17 protein-coding genes, 1 pseudogene and 1 riboswitch are annotated in these 18887 nt (G+C 50.1%); of the genes and pseudogenes, 2 read left to right on the forward strand and 16 right to left on the reverse strand.

All coding sequences use genetic code 11. The features are described 5' to 3' along the window. Positions 1-14: 14 nt before the first annotated feature. From BLR65_RS14115 to BLR65_RS14150, 8 genes are all read right to left on the reverse strand, one after another. Positions 15-1685: a propanediol/glycerol family dehydratase large subunit gene (locus BLR65_RS14115; protein WP_093794831.1), complete on the reverse strand. Its 1671-nt coding sequence runs from the start codon at positions 1683-1685 to the stop codon at positions 15-17. A gap of 22 nt (positions 1686-1707) precedes the next feature. Next, the gene (gene pduB / locus BLR65_RS14120; protein WP_093794832.1) at positions 1708-2499 is read right to left on the reverse strand and encodes a propanediol utilization microcompartment protein PduB; all 792 of its coding nucleotides are present in this window, start codon (positions 2497-2499) and stop codon (positions 1708-1710) included. 24 nt (positions 2500-2523) lie between these two features. After that, on the reverse strand, positions 2524-2802 hold the full coding sequence (gene pduA, locus BLR65_RS14125; protein WP_093794833.1) for a propanediol utilization microcompartment protein PduA: 279 nt from the start codon (positions 2800-2802) through the stop codon (positions 2524-2526). Continuing rightward, entirely contained in the window at positions 2803-3228 is a 426-nt protein-coding gene (locus BLR65_RS14130) for a EutP/PduV family microcompartment system protein (RefSeq protein ID WP_245692788.1), read from the reverse strand. Between the two features lie 9 nt (positions 3229-3237). Further along, positions 3238-3606 (reverse strand): ethanolamine utilization microcompartment protein EutS, encoded by a 369-nt coding sequence (gene eutS, locus BLR65_RS14135; protein WP_425441019.1) that lies wholly within the window; start codon positions 3604-3606, stop codon positions 3238-3240. A gap of 296 nt (positions 3607-3902) precedes the next feature. Next, positions 3903-5534, reverse strand: coding sequence for a response regulator (locus tag BLR65_RS14140; RefSeq protein ID WP_093794835.1), 1632 nt, complete (start codon positions 5532-5534; stop codon positions 3903-3905). A 92-nt stretch (positions 5535-5626) separates the two neighbouring features. Then, the gene (locus BLR65_RS14145; RefSeq protein WP_093794836.1) at positions 5627-6838 is read right to left on the reverse strand and encodes a sensor histidine kinase; all 1212 of its coding nucleotides are present in this window, start codon (positions 6836-6838) and stop codon (positions 5627-5629) included. 99 nt (positions 6839-6937) lie between these two features. Then, positions 6938-7972, reverse strand: a complete 1035-nt coding sequence (locus tag BLR65_RS14150; protein ID WP_093794837.1) for a nicotinate-nucleotide--dimethylbenzimidazole phosphoribosyltransferase — start codon at positions 7970-7972, stop codon at positions 6938-6940. A 115-nt stretch (positions 7973-8087) separates the two neighbouring features. Next, positions 8088-8286, reverse strand: a riboswitch (cobalamin riboswitch). Positions 8287-8614: 328 nt separating this feature from the next. Between BLR65_RS14150 and BLR65_RS14155 the strand changes: the two genes are divergently transcribed. After that, complete coding sequence (locus BLR65_RS14155) at positions 8615-9772, forward strand: iron-containing alcohol dehydrogenase (protein ID WP_093794838.1); 1158 nt, start codon at positions 8615-8617, stop codon at positions 9770-9772. Between the two features lie 174 nt (positions 9773-9946). Here BLR65_RS14155 and BLR65_RS31440 read toward each other — a convergent pair whose 3' ends face one another. The 7 genes and pseudogenes from BLR65_RS31440 to BLR65_RS30480 all read right to left on the reverse strand — a co-directional run bounded on the left by BLR65_RS31440 (position 9947) and on the right by BLR65_RS30480 (position 14128). Then, positions 9947-10069, reverse strand: coding sequence for a hypothetical protein (locus tag BLR65_RS31440; RefSeq protein WP_281241542.1), 123 nt, complete (start codon positions 10067-10069; stop codon positions 9947-9949). A 209-nt stretch (positions 10070-10278) separates the two neighbouring features. Further along, a complete protein-coding gene (locus BLR65_RS29820; RefSeq protein WP_169717049.1) occupies positions 10279-10428 on the reverse strand; it encodes a hypothetical protein in 150 nt (49 codons plus the stop codon). Between the two features lie 12 nt (positions 10429-10440). Further along, positions 10441-10995, reverse strand: a pseudogene (locus tag BLR65_RS14160) (PglZ domain-containing protein); the annotation flags it as partial. 66 nt (positions 10996-11061) lie between these two features. Then, positions 11062-11379, reverse strand: a complete 318-nt coding sequence (locus tag BLR65_RS14165) for a hypothetical protein (protein WP_093794840.1) — start codon at positions 11377-11379, stop codon at positions 11062-11064. Positions 11380-12461: 1082 nt separating this feature from the next. Then, the gene (locus BLR65_RS14170; RefSeq protein ID WP_093794841.1) at positions 12462-13361 is read right to left on the reverse strand and encodes a C1 family peptidase; all 900 of its coding nucleotides are present in this window, start codon (positions 13359-13361) and stop codon (positions 12462-12464) included. Continuing rightward, positions 13358-13855: a hypothetical protein gene (locus BLR65_RS29105; RefSeq protein WP_143122583.1), complete on the reverse strand. Its 498-nt coding sequence runs from the start codon at positions 13853-13855 to the stop codon at positions 13358-13360. Before BLR65_RS29105 ends, BLR65_RS14170 begins: the two co-directional genes overlap by 4 nt. Positions 13856-13954: 99 nt before the next feature. Further along, a complete protein-coding gene (locus BLR65_RS30480) occupies positions 13955-14128 on the reverse strand; it encodes a hypothetical protein (RefSeq protein WP_218130636.1) in 174 nt (57 codons plus the stop codon). 75 nt (positions 14129-14203) lie between these two features. On the opposite strand from BLR65_RS30480, the gene BLR65_RS30485 reads away from it, so the two are divergent. Beyond that, the gene (locus tag BLR65_RS30485; protein ID WP_143122584.1) at positions 14204-14398 is read left to right on the forward strand and encodes a hypothetical protein; all 195 of its coding nucleotides are present in this window, start codon (positions 14204-14206) and stop codon (positions 14396-14398) included. Positions 14399-14415: 17 nt separating this feature from the next. Here BLR65_RS30485 and BLR65_RS14180 read toward each other — a convergent pair whose 3' ends face one another. Next, complete coding sequence (locus tag BLR65_RS14180; protein ID WP_093794843.1) at positions 14416-18828, reverse strand: TonB-dependent receptor domain-containing protein; 4413 nt, start codon at positions 18826-18828, stop codon at positions 14416-14418. Positions 18829-18887 lie beyond the last annotated feature (59 nt).

Genomic DNA, 18887 nt, shown 5'->3' on the forward strand with positions numbered 1-18887 from the left:
CACCTCTCTTTAGATCACACGTCAAAATCAGACGGTTTAATGGCCTGGCGTATGTCTTTAATTTCATCCCAACGTTCTTTGCTGAGGCGATAGCCTGTTCCCGGTCCAGCGTAGTCGTTCTTATTGTTTACGGCGCTGATAACGTTAAGATGTTTGTCAAGAATAGCCGAGGTATGGAGATAATCACCGGAAATACGTTGTTTGAGAATACCCAGTACATTTTCAGCGACATCGCCGAAGCCGTTTTTAGCCAGCGCTCTTACGATATCCACACCGGTAACGCCGCGTTTCATCATATCGCCGGCAGCCTTCAGGTCTTCCACAACATTCCGCTTAATAATTTCTTTGGTGCCATGGCAATACGTGACTGCTTCCACTTCCTCATCGGTAATTGCCGGGAAACCGAACTCTTTGAATACTGCCTGAATGGCCTTGGCCGCCTTATTGCGTATGGCAATTACCTCTTCTTCAGATGCCGGTTTGAGGCCGCCGTCAACCATAAGATCACGCTGGATAATATTCCAGTCATCATAATCGTCAATGTCCCAGTTGGAACCGGCAAACATGTTATCATAATTTGGCGTCGCGCTGTAACCTGAGCAAATAAAATCAGTTCCCGGCAGCATTTGCATCAGGGTACGGGCGGTACGACGAATATCGGAGTGGGTAAAGGTCTGGTCGTTACTGGAGGCTACTTCGAGGTCAAGCATCGCAGCGGTCAGATTTTCACCAAGAATGGCGCGAATGCCGGAAGGCACGGCAGCCGGTACGCCGACGCAGCTTACGGAACCGTTTTGCAGGCCCTGTACGCCGGCGCCGCGGGTCAGCATAATGCAGCGTACTTCCAGATACAGCATGGATTTACCTTCGGCATAACCCATTTGGACTTCGGAACCGGTACCGGAAGTGAAACGCATTTTTAGACCGCGGGAAGCATAGGCCGAAGCCAGAAATGCCTTGGACCAGGGAGTATCGTCACCATCTACGAATACGTTTTCCGTACCGTATACCGAGATAGTTTCCGCATAGGCGGTGATGCCGCGCATGCCTAGCTGCAATTCTGTGGCTTCTTCAAGCGAGCATTGGGTAAGTACGCCGCCGCGGCCTACCTGGGAGCCTACCAAAATGGACAAGGCGTTAAACGGGGCATAGCGGACAACAGCTACTGTTGTTTCCATTTCATCGAAGCCACGCAATGCTGCTTCCGCGGCATCGGCGGCAATCAGTGCCGGATTATCCTGAGGATTGGTAACATGAGCTTGGTTGGAAGGACTCTTCCGGGCCCGCATTTTCTGGAGTGCCATCATCATTTCTACTACATTCATGGTGTTAAGTACGGCGACAATTTTCGCCGCCGTCAGGCCACGGAAAATTTTAACAAGCTCGTCACGCGATACATTAACGTCAACAAGCATTTTGGCAATCTCAGCATCGGACATAGCCATTGCTTTGTCGGCAACACTGGTATCAATGGCGTAGTCAGCAATAAATTGATCAATAAAGTCAAATTTACTGCGGGGAATGCCATCCATTTCCACGATTTTTCCGTTTTCAATCTTTATGCTGGGTTTAGGATCGTTGGGACTGCCCATAGCGATTAAACCAACTTCCGGCCATTCAACGACGAAACCATCCTGGTTTACAGGGCGGGCTTCCAACACCTCAAAACGTTTTGATCTTTTCATCGCAAATTCACCCCTGTTTTTTTTAGATATATGGCGTTGTCGTGGACGAAGCCGGGCCCGCCATAGCTTCTAATACCTTTTTACCTACGTTCTTGGCTGCAAGTACAGCCTGACGCACAGCGCCGGAATCACCGGTGATTTGGAGAATAACCTCGTTGGAATAGGACGTGCCGCCTGCCGGGCTGGCATAACCAACTGCCTCGACACTGGCGGTCTTTACGGCAGTATCGGCCATTAATACACCGATAGCGGCCGGAGCGCCTACGATCAGGCCAAACGCTTTGCCAATGGGCGCGCCAAACGCTTTGTTAATGGCGAAACTAGCGCGCGCCGTGTATTGAAGTTCGATATGGCCGGCATCGTTGCCATAGACGTCGCCGAAGGTGCGGTTCAATTCTTTTAAGGCAACTTCAATAGCCCGCCGGGCGTCGGAAACTTCTTCCGCACCGAAAATAATCAAGCAGCCATGACCGGCGCCGCCTTTGGTATCGCGCGCCAGTTCGATGGTGACGATTTCCGTGTTCGTGGCTTTTACGGCTTCGTCGGCAGCCATGATGTGCGGGCCGGCACCGGTACGGCCGCCAAGAATACCAATCGAACGAAATTTCGGATCAAGTTTCATTTTTTCATGCAGCATCGGATCGACATTGGCAATAACCAAACCCACAGTGTCGCCAATGGCGGTACCAACAAATTCGGTAATTCCCGGGTTGCAGGCCGCCTTTTCGGCCTCCTGGGCGGGAGCGGCCGCAGTTTCTGTCTCCATCCGCTTCTTAATTTCGTCCATGACCTTTTCAATCAACTGGTCTTGCATATAATTACACCTCCAAAATTATGGCTATTTAACAGTAGGAAGAATTTTTTCAACATCGGTGTGGGGACGAGGAATTACGTGGACAGATACCACTTCTCCTACATTTCTGGCGGCGGCGGCACCTGCATCAACAGCTGCTTTGGTAGCACCAACGTCACCCCTTACCATCACGGTAACCAAGCCAGACCCGATTTTTTCATAGCCTATCAGAATAACATTCGCGGCTTTTACCATAGCATCGGCAGCTTCAATAGCACCTACCAGTCCTTTTGTTTCAATCATACCTAACGCTTCGCTCACAATTTACACCTCCTTTCGTGCGAGATATTCTGTTAATTTCTCCAAACCCGCCCCCGTGTGAGCGGAAACATAGAAGAAAGGTTCTTGTATGCCCGCTTGCAGGAGACGCAGCCTGGCGTTTTCCTGGTCAGCGCCAGGGGCATCTATTTTGGTAACTACTCCCACTACCGGCCGCGGAAACATAGCGGCAAATCCGGGTGGAAGTGTGATCCGGCGATCGGTGGCATCCTGAATCATGAGAACCAGCTTCGCGCTTGTGGCCGTTACGGCTAATGCCGAATAAAAGCGCGGCATTTGCGCGTATTCGCCCGGTGTATCAATGGCTCCGTCGGTAAAGCAGATGCTGGATGTTTTTTCCGCCTTGCGGCAATCGTTATGAATCGCATTAATGAGTGATGTTTTGCCCGCGCCTACGGGCCCGACCAGCATAATCATCCGCTATGACCTTGTCAGTTTTGTTGCCGAAAACCCAAGTCCCTCGGCCAACAGGTTAACCACTTGTTTGAGGGCTGCCTCAACAGCCGAAACCGTGCCGGTAATTACCACAGAACCGGTAAAGCGATCCATAAAACCGATTTGTACGGCTGCCGTTTTTGTTGCCGTATCCGCTGCAATAATCGCTGCTTCGCAGGGAGTGATGGTTAGGATACCAATCGCTCCTGAATTCAAAATACCCAGTCTTTCACACAACTCTTTTTTGGGATTAGCAATAAGATGAGCTAATGTCACCTGTTTGCCTGGTACATATTCCTGGACCACTCTCGGTTTTTCTTGGAGCATGACCCTACCTCGCAATTCTGTTGTCATTTCAATTCCTCATAATAATTAGATTTTTTCGTATCTTTACCTTGAGATGAACTTGCGTTACCACAGGACATATTTGCGAGGTTCCATAATCGAATAGTTTTTAGGCATATTGGCGGTTTCAAACCATATAGGACTTATTTGTTCGATTTTATTGTTTTTGCGAATCAAAACAAAAAAAGACTGTTTTAACACAGTCTTTTTCGCAATTGTTGAAATACCGTATGATACAAAAAATCACAATAGTAATTTATTGTTGTTTTTTTTAAGGTTATTGTTATTTCTTTTTTTATTGGCTACTATACAGTAGTGTCGGCTGCCTTGCTGTTTTTTAATCTTGTACGGTATTGATTGGGTGTAATCCCGACTTCCTGGCGAAAAACCCGGCAAAAATAGCTGGCATCCTGGTACCCGGCCTCAGCAGCCACACGCACAACTGTTTGATCCGGATTTTTCAGCATCTGTTTAGCTTTATCAATTCGGACTTTAGTTAAAAATTCTACAAAGTTACAGCCCTTTTCCGCCTTAAAAATCCGGCTGAAATAATAGGGACTCAAATGAACCGTCTGGGCAACTTCCTCTAAAGAAATGCTCTTATGGAAATTTTTCGTTATATACGTGCAGGCTTTGTTAATAAGCCTTACATTCATACTACTGCGGTTCTCCAGCATATTATCCATGAACTGGTCCAGGGAATCGAGAATCCACTGACGTACTTCTTCCCTGTCGGCGCAACTCGTTAAATGGTTAATACACTTAAAATTAAGCAGGGTGAGCTGCTCAAGATTGGCTCCCCCTTCTACCGCCGCTCTGGAAAGTACAATCAGCAGTTCCAGAACACACGCCTTTACCGTCTCGATGCTGGCTTTAGCCGTAAAGATTTCATGCAAAAGCTGCCGCAGAATCTCTTTGGCTTGCTGCCGTTCGCCACAGCGGACTTTATCCAAAAGATTACGCTCATAGTTAAAAGGATAGCGGAAGGAGATCATACTTAAATGCGGCACATCATCAATATGAATAATTTGATTATCGCCTATATAAAATTTCTGCTGCTCGGCGCTGACTGCCTCCAGGTAAGATTTGTGAATCTGCAGCGGATCCGTATAATAGCGGCCAATGCCGATGGTTACACTGATCCCCAGCTGTGTTATATCGTCCCGTATTCTCCCGGCAATATCCCGTACCTCCTGGGCAACCTGCTCCGGACTGGCTTCGCCCGCATAGCCAATATAAATGATAATTTCATCGCCGCCGAAAGGCACAACCAGCATTTCTTTGCCGGCGATTTCACAGACATGCTGATATACTTTTTGCTTTACCATTTGTTTTTCCAGTTCTGATGTCCTGCTGGTCAATTGTTTAAAATTATCAATATTGGCGACCAATATTACGCCGGAATCGGCTTTAATCCCCAAAAAACCTGCCCGATCGCGAAAATTATCCAAATCAGTCACTTTACCGGAAATTACATCATAAATAAATGAATTTTTAATAAAAGGCATGGCTTGATCAAGATTTTTTTTAAGTTCAGCCTCTTCCCGCTCCTTGCGCTTGCGCTGCTCAATTTTTTCCGTAACCGTCTTTAAAGTCTGCAATAAATCCTTAGGCCGCAACGGTTTGAGCAAATACTCGGCCGCTCCTAGGGACAAAGCCTCTTTCGCATAGTTAAATTCATCAAAAGCCGTAAGCATGACAATCGTTGTGTCCGGCAGCACTGCCCGAATTGCCCGCGCCGCCTCAAGGCCGTTCAGTTCAGGCATACGAATATCCATGAGCACAATATCGGGTTTCTCTTCTGTGCTAATAGCCACAGCATTTTTGCCGTCGCCGGTTTCGGCGATTATGCGTACATCCGGGCAATTATTCTCAATAATAAAACGTAGAGCCTGCCGTTCCAGTTGTTCATCATCGGCAATCAACAATGTATTCATAGCTGTCTCCTCTTATTTATATACAATGTACTAAATATTTTGCACATACCACCCGCCTGCTCCTGCAAACTTGTTTAATGCGCAATATATCATCAGTAACAAGAGGGCAAATTTATATAAATTGTTGTACCCTCGCCGACTTTACTTTCTATATGCAAACCATATTCCTCACCAAAGTAGTGTTGAATCCGTTTGTGGACATTAATGATCCCCAAACCTGTGGTATGGCTTTTGCGTGAACGCGCCTCCGAACGAAAAATGCTGTCCATTGTCTCTGCGGGCATGCCGACCCCTGAGTCGGCAATGACAATCACATTCCGGTCAGGTTCTCGGTACCCTTTGATAAAAATATGCCCGCCGTCTTTTTTGGGTTCCAGCCCGTGGATAATAGCATTTTCCACTAAAGGCTGCACGCTCAGCGTGGGAATAGAAGTTTTCATTAAATCAGGATGAATGTCAATGACAGCCTGAATCCGGTCACCAAACCGCACCTTTTGAATCGTCAAATAATCCTCCATTGATTTGATTTCTTCCGCCAGAGTACGCATTTCGGCTATATCGCGCAAATTGGTACGCAACAAATCAGAAAGCGCATGCACAACTTCCTGGGTACGTTCCGCCCCTTCCAGCAAAGATAAACGGGCAATCGTATTGAGTGTATTAAATAGAAAATGCGGATTGATTTGCGATTGAAGCGCTTTAAATTCAGTATCCCGCAGCAATTTTTCCAAATCTGCCTTAGCCTGCATTTCTGCCATTAACTGTTTTTGAACAACATTGGTGATCCCCATTTCCACAATATAACTAGCCATAACATAGAGAAGATCGGCGGCGGCTTTGAGTTGTTTTTCCGGTACGACAGCCACTTTGTCGAACAAGATTGCCAAAACATTTTCTTCCCTGGAAACCGGCTTTAAGAGCTTGAGCATTTCCTGTTTTGTGTCAAAAGCTTGGTCCGATACAACCTGTCCGGCCAAAAAAGCGCCCAAATATTGATTTTGCACGATAATAGGCGCGGCAAAATCTGTCAACCCGCCATGGCAGCGATAAATGAAAGGGCGCTGCTGTTCTATTGCTTTGCGGCCCCCGCGGTCATCGCATGCCATGCAGCGGGCCAAGCCTTCCGGTGAAGACCGCACATAGGTACAAAAATCAGTAAACTTGCTCGGTTTAGTCACAGGTTTGCCGTCAACATCAACAATGACAGCTGCTATACCGGTAGTTTCGGAAAACTTATCCTGAATCTCCTGTAAAATCTGCGTATTTACTATTTCATCTAAAGTAAACCGGTTGTAGTTACCCACAAAATATCCCCCTGCAAAATTGGAGTAGGTTCTTAGGGATATTTGCTATTGCCGTCTTTAATTCCTGCTGCCTTATGAAATAGCTTTAGCGCAACTGAATTACATACCGGCGACTTGCGGTTCTTCCGGAACACTTAATTTAAAGTCGGAAAGTTTAGCCATGTTATACATGGTATAAATCATGGTTTTGAGTATGCCAATCATGAGGATGGCGCCCGTCCCTTCACCTAACGCCATATTGGCCCTGATGGGGATATCCTCGGCCAATATATTTCCCAGCAGCATGGCATAAGACATGCCAGGCTCTTTGGACATATGGGAAGGCAGGCCAAAGTGTTCCACCTGTCTGTCAATTCTGGAAGCACAGGCAAAAGCAACAGCCGTAATAAAGCCATCGATGACAAAAGGGGTCTTACGTTTGGCACATTCCATCATGCCTGCGCAAATCGCGACAATGTCCAGACCGCCGACACACCGCAAAATATCCTCGATGCGGCGGAAGGTTTCCCGGTGGCGTTCGACACCTTTGGCTACCACAACACATTTTCTTTTGGTAACCTCATTATTATGAATCCCGGCGCCGTACCCTACGACAAACTCCGGCAAAATTCCGGTCATCGCATGCAGCACAGCCGATGAAGTGGTGGTATTGCCAATACCCATTTCGCCAAATGACAGCAAATTTGCCCCCTTAGTATCAATGGCGTAACCAACCATTTCCTCCCCAATCTGCCAAGCTTTTTCAAACTCAGCCGGTGTCATCGCTTCCTCTTTCATAAAGTTTTTGGTACCGCAAGCGACGCGACGGTTGATACCGGCCGTTTTGGGATTATTGATGCCAATATCAATGACGGAATAAGGAACATTGTTCGCCTGGCAGAAACAGCTAATTGTCGCATGGCCGTCGACCATGTTTTGCGCCTGCAGATAGGTAATTTCCTGGGAAAAATTGGCCACCCCTTCCTCAAAAACCCCGTTATCAGCGGCAAAAACTAAGTGATAGGGTTTGATCTCCGGATGCATCGTCCCCCAAGCCAATAGCATCTTTTTTAAAATTCTTTCCATCAAACCTAAACTATTTACCGGTTTGGCTGCTCCATCAACCAAATTGTCCACTTCTGTCTGATAATTCATATTTTGTACGCCTCCTGTATTTTTTTGCGCCAAATATAAATACTCCCAGCCCAAAAGGGCTAGGAGTAGTATCCATCATATCCTGTCCTTCTGGTACTACCTCTGGCGCGGAGGTAAATAACAGCCAAAACAGGCAGGTCTCCTGGCTTACGGATCGTTAGAGCACCTCGCCTTCCCGGATTGCCGGTGGCATACTAAGGCATTCTTCCCCGATTACAGTGGCGCGACCGCGTCGTTTAAGGATTTTGTCAATCCTTCCGAGCTTCCCTATTCTCCTCTTATCCTTAAGAGGCACCTGTATGGTGGCGTTATTCAGTTATATATTGCTAAATTAGATTCTACAGACAAAATCATTCTCCTGCTATTCTATGCGCATTCGCAAGAAGTTAAAGCATTTAATCAATAAAATTCTATTTTAAAATATTTGTCTGCAGAAACTTGCTTTTTTATGCGGGAAACAGAGGTTAGGTGTCCCTTAAGGCCAAAAGGTTAGTAAGTCGCAGATCCGCGCAGAAAATAGTTAGCACTTGTTATTGTTTGTTACTTTTTTGCCAATGTATCCCGGTTAGAGCGCCAAAACCTTGCGCAACAGCAAAAACAGTGATACTCTTTTAAGAAATTATGCAAAAGGAGGGGTGAGCCATGAAGAAATTTCACGAATACTTTATGACACCTATTAGTATCTTGGGTACAGGCTGTCTGGAACGAATCGTCGACTATATCAAACCGATGATGTTTAGAAAAGCCCTGATTGTCAGCGACAAAATACTGGTCGACAGCGGATTGATTGACAAACTTTTAAATTTACTTGATGCCGAGGGAATTTTCTACATCATCTATAAAGACGTTTCGCCCAATCCCACAGTTACCCAGGTAAATTACGGATTAAAACTGCTTAACGATAACGGCTGTGACTTTTTGATCTCCTTCGGCGGCGGTTCTCCCCACGATTGCGCCAAAGCCATTGCGCTCCTGGCCACTAACCAAGGTGAGATTGCCCATTATGAAGGATTGAATAAATCGAAAAAACAGGCAGCACCGCTTATTGCCATAAATACAACAGCCGGAACCGGCAGTGAGCTTACACGGTTCTGCGTCATTACCGACGAGGAACGGCATGTGAAAATGGCGGTTAATGACTGGCACGTCACCCCCATCATCGCGGTAAGCGATGCCGAGCTTATGATCGGCATGCCCCCCGGCCTGACGGCGGCAACCGGCATGGATGCCTTAACCCATGCGATTGAAGCCTATGTTTCAACAAATGCCAGTCCGGTAACCGACTGCAAAGCGGTTAAAGCTGTCGAATTAATTGTCGGCAATTTGCGTACGGCCTATCAAAACGGGAGTGACGTAAAAGCCAGAGAAGCCATGGTTTATGCGGAATACCTGGCAGGCATCGCCTTTAATAATGCCAATCTTGGCTATGTACACGCCCTGGCCCACCAGCTCGGCGGCTTTTACAACCTGCCGCACGGCCTGTGCAATGCCGTCTTACTGCCGGCCGTCATGGAATATAACCTGCCGGCCGCCGTCACCAAATACGCGGACCTTGCCCGCTCGGCCGGTATTGACACTGCCGGACTTTCGGCAGAGGCAAGCGCCCGGCAATTCATCGCCCAAGTGCAGCAGCTTAATAAAGATCTCGGATTACCTGCCAGACTATCGGAACTGCGGGGCTTTAAGCCCGAGGATATCCCCGGGCTGGCGGAAAATGCGCTTAAGGATGTCTGCTGCCTGACCAACCCCCGCCAGGGATCCCAACAAGATCTGGAAACCATTTACCGGGCTATTTTATAAGACCATCCCTCAAAAAATACACGCCTTGCGTACCACTTCCAGGACGCAGGACTTTTTTCCGGCCGGTTGCATATTTTTATTTCTATGGGTATAATATAAGAAAAGGACTGACGTGTTGCAACCACGCCAGCCCTACAGGCTGTCTAACCGGAAAACGGTTAGCCCAAACGTCGTTTAGTTATTTAAGAAATAACCGCCCACTATTTGAGCACAGGGGCGGTTATTCTTTCTGGTTGTGACCAATACCATGAGCGTGGCAAATGCAACCGCAAATGTCAATGCTTCGTAAATAGTCATCCTACCACCCCCTTCCTGTTACAGGAAGGGGCTAACCGTCCCCCGAGCAGTCTGTACGTTTATTATACCGTATTTTTCCAGAGCGAAAAAGAACAATTTTTACCTCTGGCTCTGTTACAATACCGCGCTGCCTTCTCTGAGGGCGGCTTTTTGCTTTTCCCCACCGAGACAGTTATAGATTGGCAAACCAGGTCGATCAAGCACATTGGTTACTGCTCTTGCTTTTCCTGCTCGCCGCCCAGTGATGGCTGCCGGTCGGCAATCCGCCCCAGCGGCTTGGTCATGCTGGCCGGCAGGCTTTGTACCCTGCAGCAGTTCACTCTTAAATCGGTCTTGAAATAAATTTCCAATTCGCTCACGGTATCACCACCTTATACGTTAAATCCGAAGTCATTGGCAAAAGCGATATCCATGACCACATCGTAACGCAGAACTTCCAAGTCGTTTTTCATATCATAAGCCACAAGGTAATACTTCTTGGACTTGTCGTACTGCCTGTTTTTGAACGTAAACCGCAAGCGGAATATTCTCTTTTGCGGATCAACATCCTTCTTGTCCGCCACATACATGCACTCGCTGGAAATTTTTTCATTATCCTCGGAAATAAAGAACAGCTTATAACTGGTTGCTTTCACCACATCGCTAACCGGTTCTGATTGAATGAAGTCGAGAGAAGCAATGAGATTGGTGATTTTCTGCACCGCGCCATCCTTCAGAACCTTGAAATCATCCGTTATTTCCAGTGTCATATGCGGTAAGAGAGCTGCCATTCCCAAACGTGTATAAGAAGGCAGGACGCCCATCATAGCATCCAGGGTTGCCGTACATTGGGCATCCTCCTGCAGTTTCTGATACAGATAGCGGCCTGTTTCATAGCGAAAGGCATCCGAAATAATGACAATCACTTTGTCCTTGCTGCTTTGAACAAAGCGGGCGACAGGGACCGTCCCGTGGCTCTTCCGAAATTTGTAATTGGAGGAATAATCATATCCTTAAATTTGCTTCTGCATAAAATTGGCGACTTCTTGACGTATTCTGCAGCTATCCCGAATACCTTCCCGGTAAACAATTTCAGCCGCTAGTCCGGATTCAATGTTAGTTGCGGCCTCATACTCCATAACCAGACGCAGCAATTCCGAATGCTGTGCTTCCAGTTCGCGGGCAATTTCCATAAGCTGTGATAGTACAGAATCAGCCTCTCTCACTAGTTTCTTGTATTTTGCATCAGCAACACCGGCTATACTGAGGATATTATCCACTCTGTCAGAGACGTACTGCTCAAGCGCCTGGTTTAAAATACTGTTAAACACAACAAAGCCCCCTATACTTAGGCTGCGGCATACACGTTAGCGCTGCCGCCAGCTTTTTTTATCCAGTCAGAAAGTATAACTTTTGACTGGATAAGTGCAACATCGGCTTCCGCTTTCGCCCAAAAGGCTCGGCATAAGCCGTGTTTTCTTTATAGGGGGAAATTAAAAAGCGCATGCGAGGCTTTTACCCCTACACATGCGCTTTGCTTCGTCATCTGCTAAATCCCAATACCAACAAGCCAGGATATACCTAGCCTTCAACAGAAAAGCGGTCAAAAAAATATGTATGCGAACGCTTGCCCTTCCGTTGGCAGTGTATCAGGAATAGGCTTAGTCATCTGCTGCGTGAAGTCGCACAGCCTGCTCTCGTCTTGCCGGCATCTCCGTTACACTCAGCGCCTCGCTTGTATTCAAGCGGGCGGCATTGTATAATAGAAATGTCGTCGTGGACAGCTTGCTGTTACGTGTAGGTGCTGTTATCACCTGCGCGTGCCTCGGGAGTGTTCCACCACTTCCGGGTCACGGCGACTTTTTAATTTCCACCTATTTCTAATTATAGCTCATTTCAAACGAATTGCAAGTAAACGAAAGCCTCACAGGCAGGATTTTTTCTCGATTGGTTGCATATTTTTATACCAATGGGTATAATATAAGAAAAGGACTGACGTGTTGCTAGCACGCCAGCCCCACAGGCTGTCTAACCGGAAAACGGTTAGCCCAAATCGTTAGTTATTGAGAAATAACCGCCGCTTTTGAGCAGGGGCGGTTATTTCTTTCTGGTCGTGACCAATACCATGAGCGTGGCAAATGCGACCGCAAATGTCAATGCTTCGTAAATAGTCATCCTACCACCCCCTTCCTAAAAAGGAAGGGGCTAACCGTCCCCCGAGCAGCCTGTACGTTTATTATACCGTATTTTTCCAGAGCAAAAAAGAAAATTTTTACCTCTGGCTCTGTTACAATACCGCGCCGCCTTCTCTGAGGGCGGCTTTTTGCTTTTCCCCGGCCGCGACAGTTACAGCTTGCAAACCGGTCGGTCAAGCGCCTTGTTATTCTCTCCGGCGGCATAGCCGCCTTGCATTTTACATGCCGAACTGGTCGGTGGCAATCCATTCCATGTGCAGGAGCGACCAGAAATCCGACGCCAGTTTGTTCAGGACGTACTCGTACGGCAGCCAGCCGTAGCCGGCGTCGCCCCAGGCGCTGCCCCAGCAGTTGCGGATGAGGAGCGCGCCGATGGTTTCCCGGTTGTATTTGGTGTTTTTAATTTTCATGGCGTCATCATAGCCAAAGGCCGCCACCGCGTGGCCCCAACTGGCCTTTTCCTCCGGGCCGGGGCCGGAAATGTCGCCGGGGACATCGGTAGCGGTAAAGGAAGGAAAGCCGTAAAAGCCGAACATTGAGGGCACGCCGGCGGCCAGGTATTTTTTTACGCTGCACAGCACAGCGGCCGGAGCGGTATTGGTGCCGGCGGGATCGTGGCAGAAATACTGCAACGCTTCATAGTTGTCGGCAATCGCATAGACAAAGGATGTCGGTTCTTTGTCAAAATCAGGAACCTTATCGGTATAAGGCCAATATTTTTCCGGCGGTACGCCACACAATGCCAATACCCCCATGGTGTCGCGGATGTAGGCTCCCTGGTCGCCGGTCACACCTTGCAAGTTGCGGGCGTTTTTATAGATGAACAGCCGCGAGGCAGTAAAGTGTTTGCCAAAGGCCCGGTTCTGAAAATATTCGATAATGGCGGCCGCCGCGTGAGCAGTACAGGACCCCAGCTTGCCCTGCTCCGGCACGGGCGCGCTGCACCACTGACGCAAATCCGCCTTGGCTGGCAGGGGGGCGGTTTCGTCGATCCCCAACCGTTTGATGGTTGCCTGCAAATTGGGATGGTATTCGGTATAATCGCGCAAATCGGGCAGCGGCGGCCGCCAGCCGGTGCCCACCACTCGCTTGTCGGGTAAAATGACCTGGTTATTCATAAACAATCCTCCTTCTCCCCTTGCTCCCTTCTTCCCGGGGCAAAAGGCATTCCCGGTGCAGCGTCCGAGCGCAGTTCCTTACGGCTGACGATGGTCTGCCGGATATCGTCAAAAGGCAAACCGCGCCAGCGTTCCGGCGCGAACCGGTATGCATGGCTCTGACCGTCGAGGGTGTGAAGGTACTCGTCCAGGCTGACCGGAATACCGTTCAGGGTTTGGTCAATCGACTGCCACAGCGCAGCGGCCAGGGCCTGCTGCGAGGCGGTGAGGACCGGCGGGGTACTGGGCCGGAGCATGCGCTCCCGTTCTCTGGCATAGGCCTCAAAAGCCAGTTGAAACAACTGGGTGCGGTCAAGGACGGTTTTCCCCAGCAGATTGGCCAGATACAAAAATACGGGGAAATCGCCGTCCAGCATATTCTTTTTCCGGACGGCCGGCAGCCGGGATGCTTTGACCGGCCAGGCTTGTCCGGCGGGCGACGAAAGCGGCGGCACCGGGGGCAGTGGATGGAGGAGAAGGGGAAAAGGCGGTAGATTCGCAATTCCCGTGGCATTGCTTTGGCCTCCTTCTTCACCTGGCGCAGCCAGAAGGGGTCAAAGGGAACGACCGGGCCGCTGTGCTTGATATAGGCATAGATGGAGCGCCAGCACTTTTTTACTAACTGTTCCATGGCTACCGCCGCCCGGCGGCGGTTTTCCCCGTCCCCGTCGGTCGCCAGGAGCAACTCGGTGGCTTTGTGGCAATAGATTTCCGTCAGGGGATCGCATTGCCGGTAATAGCGGTTGTATATTTTCTTTTTATCTGAAGCGTCGTCTTCGCCGATCAGACAGCCTTCCGCATAAATGGCATCCAGTTCACGCCGGGCAGCCGCATGGCGGGCCATGGCTTTGGCAAGAAACGGCACGAGGTCCAGTTGGATAGGCTCGATGGTTTTGGTTATGGACGGCATCGTTCCCCCTCCTTTCTTTCATCCCAGTCACACTAGCGCAAAAAGCGCAAGAACCCGGACAAAACCGTCCGGGCCTTTGCGGGGCTGAGCACACCGGACAGCCGGTTAGAAGAAATATTGTACGGTGGCGTAATAGGTCCGGCCTTGCTGCGGATACTGGACATTGCCGTAGCCGTTGGAGGCCGACCCCGTAGCCGTCGGGCTATAATAGTGCCAGAGCTGATCCGGTCCTTTATTGAACAAATCGTTGATACCGGCCGTCAGTTTGATTGTTTTATTAAAATCATATTTCAGGCCGACATTGGTCAGGCCCAGCGATTCATTCATGGTAGTGATCATATTGCCATCGCTGTAGGTTCTCGCGGTCCCCACCTCGTCCAGATAGTGGTATTCCACAAAGGCGCTGAGCTTGTCGCCGGGGAAGCGGTAGCCCAGGCGCACATTGTACTCCCACTCCGGTATCCAGGGGAAGGGATTGCCGGCATTGGCTTCCGACTTGGTCACCAGGCTGTCTTTGCCGCTTTTCGTCACCAACGAATCGTTCCAGGTGGCTGCTAAGAGCAGGTCCCAGCGCCGCCACTTCATTTTGCTTTCCAGTTCCACACCCTGGATCTTGCCGGCCGCCAGGTTGGAGTAGTAGCCGAAGCCGTAGGGGTCGAGGGCGTAGGTGCTCAGGTTCTTGGAACGGCGGTTGAAATAGGTCAGGGTAACGTCGCTGTCCGCTGCCAGGGCCTTGCCCTGCCAGTTGGCGCTGACGTCCCAGCTGGTGCCGCGCTCGATTAAGGAATCCTGCAGGAATGAGGTATAGCCGTTCCGATAGATTTCCCAGCGGGACTTGACATTGACGCCATCGCCGAACAGCTCGTAGAAGTTGGGGAATTTATGATAGGTGCCGTAGGTGCCGCGGAAGGTCCAGTGCTCGTTCTGCACTTTTTTGAGTGCCAAGCCGTAGGAATAGAGCCAACGGCCGATGTCGGGGTCGCCAATCTGGTTCAGGGTGGACATATCCCACTTCTGCGCTTTGAATTGGGGAGTGAAGAACAGGTTGCCGCTCCGGTTGAGCGTCATGGTGTCCTGCACCTGGAAGTACATGTTGTGGTTGTCGTAGTGAGGCACGAAATATTTTTTATAATATTTCATGTCACTGGTCACGCTGGAAACGGAAGGTGGCCAGGCATTCGGATTGCTGATAGAGACATCCATGCTCTCCTTGGCATAGTCGAACAGGAATTCCACCACGTGATTGTCCCATACTTTCCAACTGCCGTCGATGGCGCCTTCATAGCGCCGGTTGCGGAACTCGTTATCCAGAGTCAGGAAATAGTTGCCATTAGCCGCTTTATACTGCGAACTGGCCGCTTGCTTCAGTTGATAGGAGGTGCCTAATTTCCAGCCCCATTCCAGATTGCCGGCGGTCTGCCGACGGCCCAGCAGGAATTCGGTCTTGGTCGTATCGAGCTGCCGCTGCCGGTATTGACTCCAGTTAGGATTGGTGGTGTCGATTTCTTCGATGGGAGCATCGGCATACCGGTCCATGGCCGATTCGGGCAAGCTGGTGCTATTCTTCTTATAGGTCAGCTTGGCGAACCAGTTGTCGTCCTGCCATTTCAGGAGGGCGTCGGTGTTCTGATAGTCGTTATTGAGGCGGTTTCTTGTCACAGTCCAGGGTTTCCCCGTTGCTGCATCCAAAACCGAAGAAGAAAAATGGTCATATTTGAAATCGCCTTTAGCCTGATCGCGGTTGAGAGCGAACAACAGGCTGCCGCTGCCGGCGGGTGCCGTCAGTTCCAGGTTGCCGGTATAGCCGTTAAAGGAACGCATACCGGTGGTAATGCTGCCCTTGGTATCGGTCGGTTTCTTGGTGATGATGTTGATGGCGCCGCCTAAGGGCGAGCCGGCGAAGCGAGCCGGGACATAACCGCGGTAGACTTCGATGCGTTCGACGTTTTCAATGGGGATGGTGGACAGGTCCACGGCGGCATCGGCATTGGAATTGACCAGCACACCGTCGACATAGATGTTGACTTCGCCGCCGGTTGAGCCGCGAACGCGGGCCACGGTATAGTGGCCGGTGCCCTGCAATCTTTGGACATACACGCCAGGCACGGTCTGTAACAAATCAGGCAGGTTTTTCATTTCACCCTTGTATTCGGGCACATGGATGACCGACACCGTACCGGGAGAAAGCTTCTTCTCCCAGTCGGGACGCTGGGCTTCGACAACCAGCGGCGCCAGGGTGAAGCTGCCGGGTTCGCTGCTGTCGATAGCTGTTTCGCCGACCACCGGTCTGCTTACAGGTTCTGACCGGCTGGTATTATTGCTCTGCTCTGTCTGACCAACTTGTCCCGCCTGACCACTTGAAATTGTGTTTTTTGCCTGTGAGGCTCCTGTGTTAGCCGGTGTCAGGCTGTCCCCTCCCATAGTTGTTGCCGGGATGGCTGGCGTATCTGTTAAGACGGTCTGACCGTTTGGCAGGGCCTCATCTGCTTGTTCCTTTCCGGTTGCCTCTGCGATTGTTGCCTGCGACCCAGACACAGTCTTGGCTGCCAGCGATTTTTCCAGCGCCGTCATATTGCGGTCCAAGGCCGCGCTGCGGTCGTCGGCCCGGTCAACAGACGACGGGCCGTTAAAGCGCCAAGACATGCCGGCATTAACCTGCCAGTCGGTATTGACCTTGCCGCCGGTGGTTTTGGTTAGCTCGACAAAGGCGTTCTGGCCTTTGCCTGTCTGCAGCGTAGTGCCCAAGGCGAATTCATACCAGGTGTCCTTGCCAGCCAGGGTATTCATCGGCAAGGTGGCTCCTACTTCCCACCCGCCAGTTCCACCGTTCAAATTTTTATTCCACGTCAGGGCTTCGGCATTCGCCTTACCGCCGTCCTGAAAATCATGGTTAACGGCGACTTTGGCATAGACCGTACCGCGCCTGTCGCCAGTGGTAAAGTTGCGGCCGGCAGTAACGCCGAAGCGCCCAAGAAGCATCTTCATCTCTTCCTGGTTGTAGCGCATGTTATTGTCCTGGGTATAGCTGTAGCCTTTCACCGTACCGTAAGACAGGCCGGCCTGGGGTTCTACAAACCAGCCGCCCGGCAATTCTTTCTGGTAGCCGTAGCGGAGACCGGCACCATAAGCCCAGGTGCCGTAATCGTTTTCATGTAGGGAATCATCCGAATCAAAGTACTTATAATTATTGCTGAGTTTGGAGCCGCGAACGGTGAAATCGAGATAATGGCCTTTGTCGCCGACCCAGGTGGTGTAGAGGCCGATGCCGCCGCTTTTTAAATCGCCAGCCGAGCTACTGTACAACGCTTCATCGCTGCCGCTGGAAAGGGTGTGCTGATGGAAATCGGCATTGGAGTTAAGCATACTGAGGAATAAGCCGGTATACACTTTGCCGCCGAACAGGTTCCCTTCGCGCTGTTTGTCATATCCCACCTGGATGCCGTTATAGCTCTGGCTGAAATCCGAACCATAAGCACCGGCAAAGTCATACTGGCCGCGCCAGATTTGTGCCCAGGCACCGTCGGTGCCACTCGCTTTGCCGCTCTGTCCTAGCCGGTTGGCAGCGCGCAGTTCTTCACCCCGTTTCCAAAACAGGCCATCCTCCATCCGCCACAGGTTGCGCATAGACAGCTGGGCATTGGCCGCGCTGAACACGCCCTGGGAGACCAGATCAGTACGGGTGGCCGTCCAGTCTAAATTATAGTTCTTTGTAGTAACACCCTCATAAGTACTTTCAACAGAAGTTAATGTCGGCGCAAATAAATACTTGTTCAAGGAACTATCCATATAATACGTTTCCGCAGAAAAATTCAGATTGTCGTCGATTGTCTCGGTGAGGTTGTTGATGGTAATGAGCTCGTTAATTGTTCCGGAATAAACGCTTGCCGTCGCCGAATCCCAGAAATTAGCCGTGCTGTTTTGCTCTCCCAGCCCGCCGGTATTTTTATTGTAGCGGATCTGCAATCGCACGGTCGCCGCCGTTTCATCCGCCGCCAACTGCAGGTTGTTAAACACTAATTTATCACTTAAATTAGCAGTTTCATTTCCCCCGCCCACGTTCAGACGGATTATGGAGCCGTCATGCAGAATCGTCGTCCCGTAAGTTAAAAAATTACGAGACGACGCCAAGTTTGTACTATCATATGTTCCCCACGGATTATCCGGATAGTTTTCACCGTATTTATACGACAGGTCCAGCAGCGCGCCGCTGTCTAGTTCAAACGACCCATAGACGTTAATGGCTTTGGCGTCCATCGGCCGCCAGATACCACCGCTGTTGATCAGAATGTTGCCGTTATATTTAACAGAATTGGGGCGTTCCTTGGTGCCTGACCAGGTTGTCACTGTTTCCCCCGAGTTAATGGTCAGATCCTGATTGATCATATTCGTCCGGTCCGGCGTACCGTCGTTTAATATCGGCGCCGCCTGCGCCGGCGGCGTAACACAGAACAGAGCGGCCGCTATCAAGGCCGTCAGGAGGATGTTGCCTTGTTTCCTGTCATCTTGTTTCTTCCTCAACCGTTTTCTCTCCTTACTGCGTAAACTTCAAAAAGCGGAGAGGAATTGCTTCCCCTCCG

The organism is Sporomusa acidovorans (genome assembly GCF_900101845.1).
Classification (GTDB): Bacteria; Bacillota; Negativicutes; order Sporomusales; family Sporomusaceae; genus Sporomusa; species Sporomusa acidovorans.

Coding starts and splice junctions, on each gene's coding strand:
- BLR65_RS14115 (WP_093794831.1), bottom strand. CDS start 1,685: ATGAAAAGATCAAAACGTTTTGAGGTGTTGGAAGCCCGCCCTGTAAAC.
- pduB (WP_093794832.1), bottom strand. CDS start 2,499: ATGCAAGACCAGTTGATTGAAAAGGTCATGGACGAAATTAAGAAGCGG.
- BLR65_RS14130 (WP_245692788.1), bottom strand. CDS start 3,228: ATGCTGGTCGGGCCCGTAGGCGCGGGCAAAACATCACTCATTAATGCG.
- eutS (WP_425441019.1), bottom strand. CDS start 3,606: ATGACAACAGAATTGCGAGGTAGGGTCATGCTCCAAGAAAAACCGAGA.
- BLR65_RS14140 (WP_093794835.1), bottom strand. CDS start 5,534: ATGAATACATTGTTGATTGCCGATGATGAACAACTGGAACGGCAGGCT.
- BLR65_RS14150 (WP_093794837.1), bottom strand. CDS start 7,972: ATGAATTATCAGACAGAAGTGGACAATTTGGTTGATGGAGCAGCCAAA.
- BLR65_RS14155 (WP_093794838.1), top strand. CDS start 8,615: ATGAAGAAATTTCACGAATACTTTATGACACCTATTAGTATCTTGGGT.
- BLR65_RS31440 (WP_281241542.1), bottom strand. CDS start 10,069: ATGACTATTTACGAAGCATTGACATTTGCGGTTGCATTTGCCACGCTC.
- BLR65_RS14170 (WP_093794841.1), bottom strand. CDS start 13,361: ATGAATAACCAGGTCATTTTACCCGACAAGCGAGTGGTGGGCACCGGC.
- BLR65_RS30480 (WP_218130636.1), bottom strand. CDS start 14,128: ATGCGATCCCCTGACGGAAATCTATTGCCACAAAGCCACCGAGTTGCT.
- BLR65_RS30485 (WP_143122584.1), top strand. CDS start 14,204: ATGGCATCCAGTTCACGCCGGGCAGCCGCATGGCGGGCCATGGCTTTG.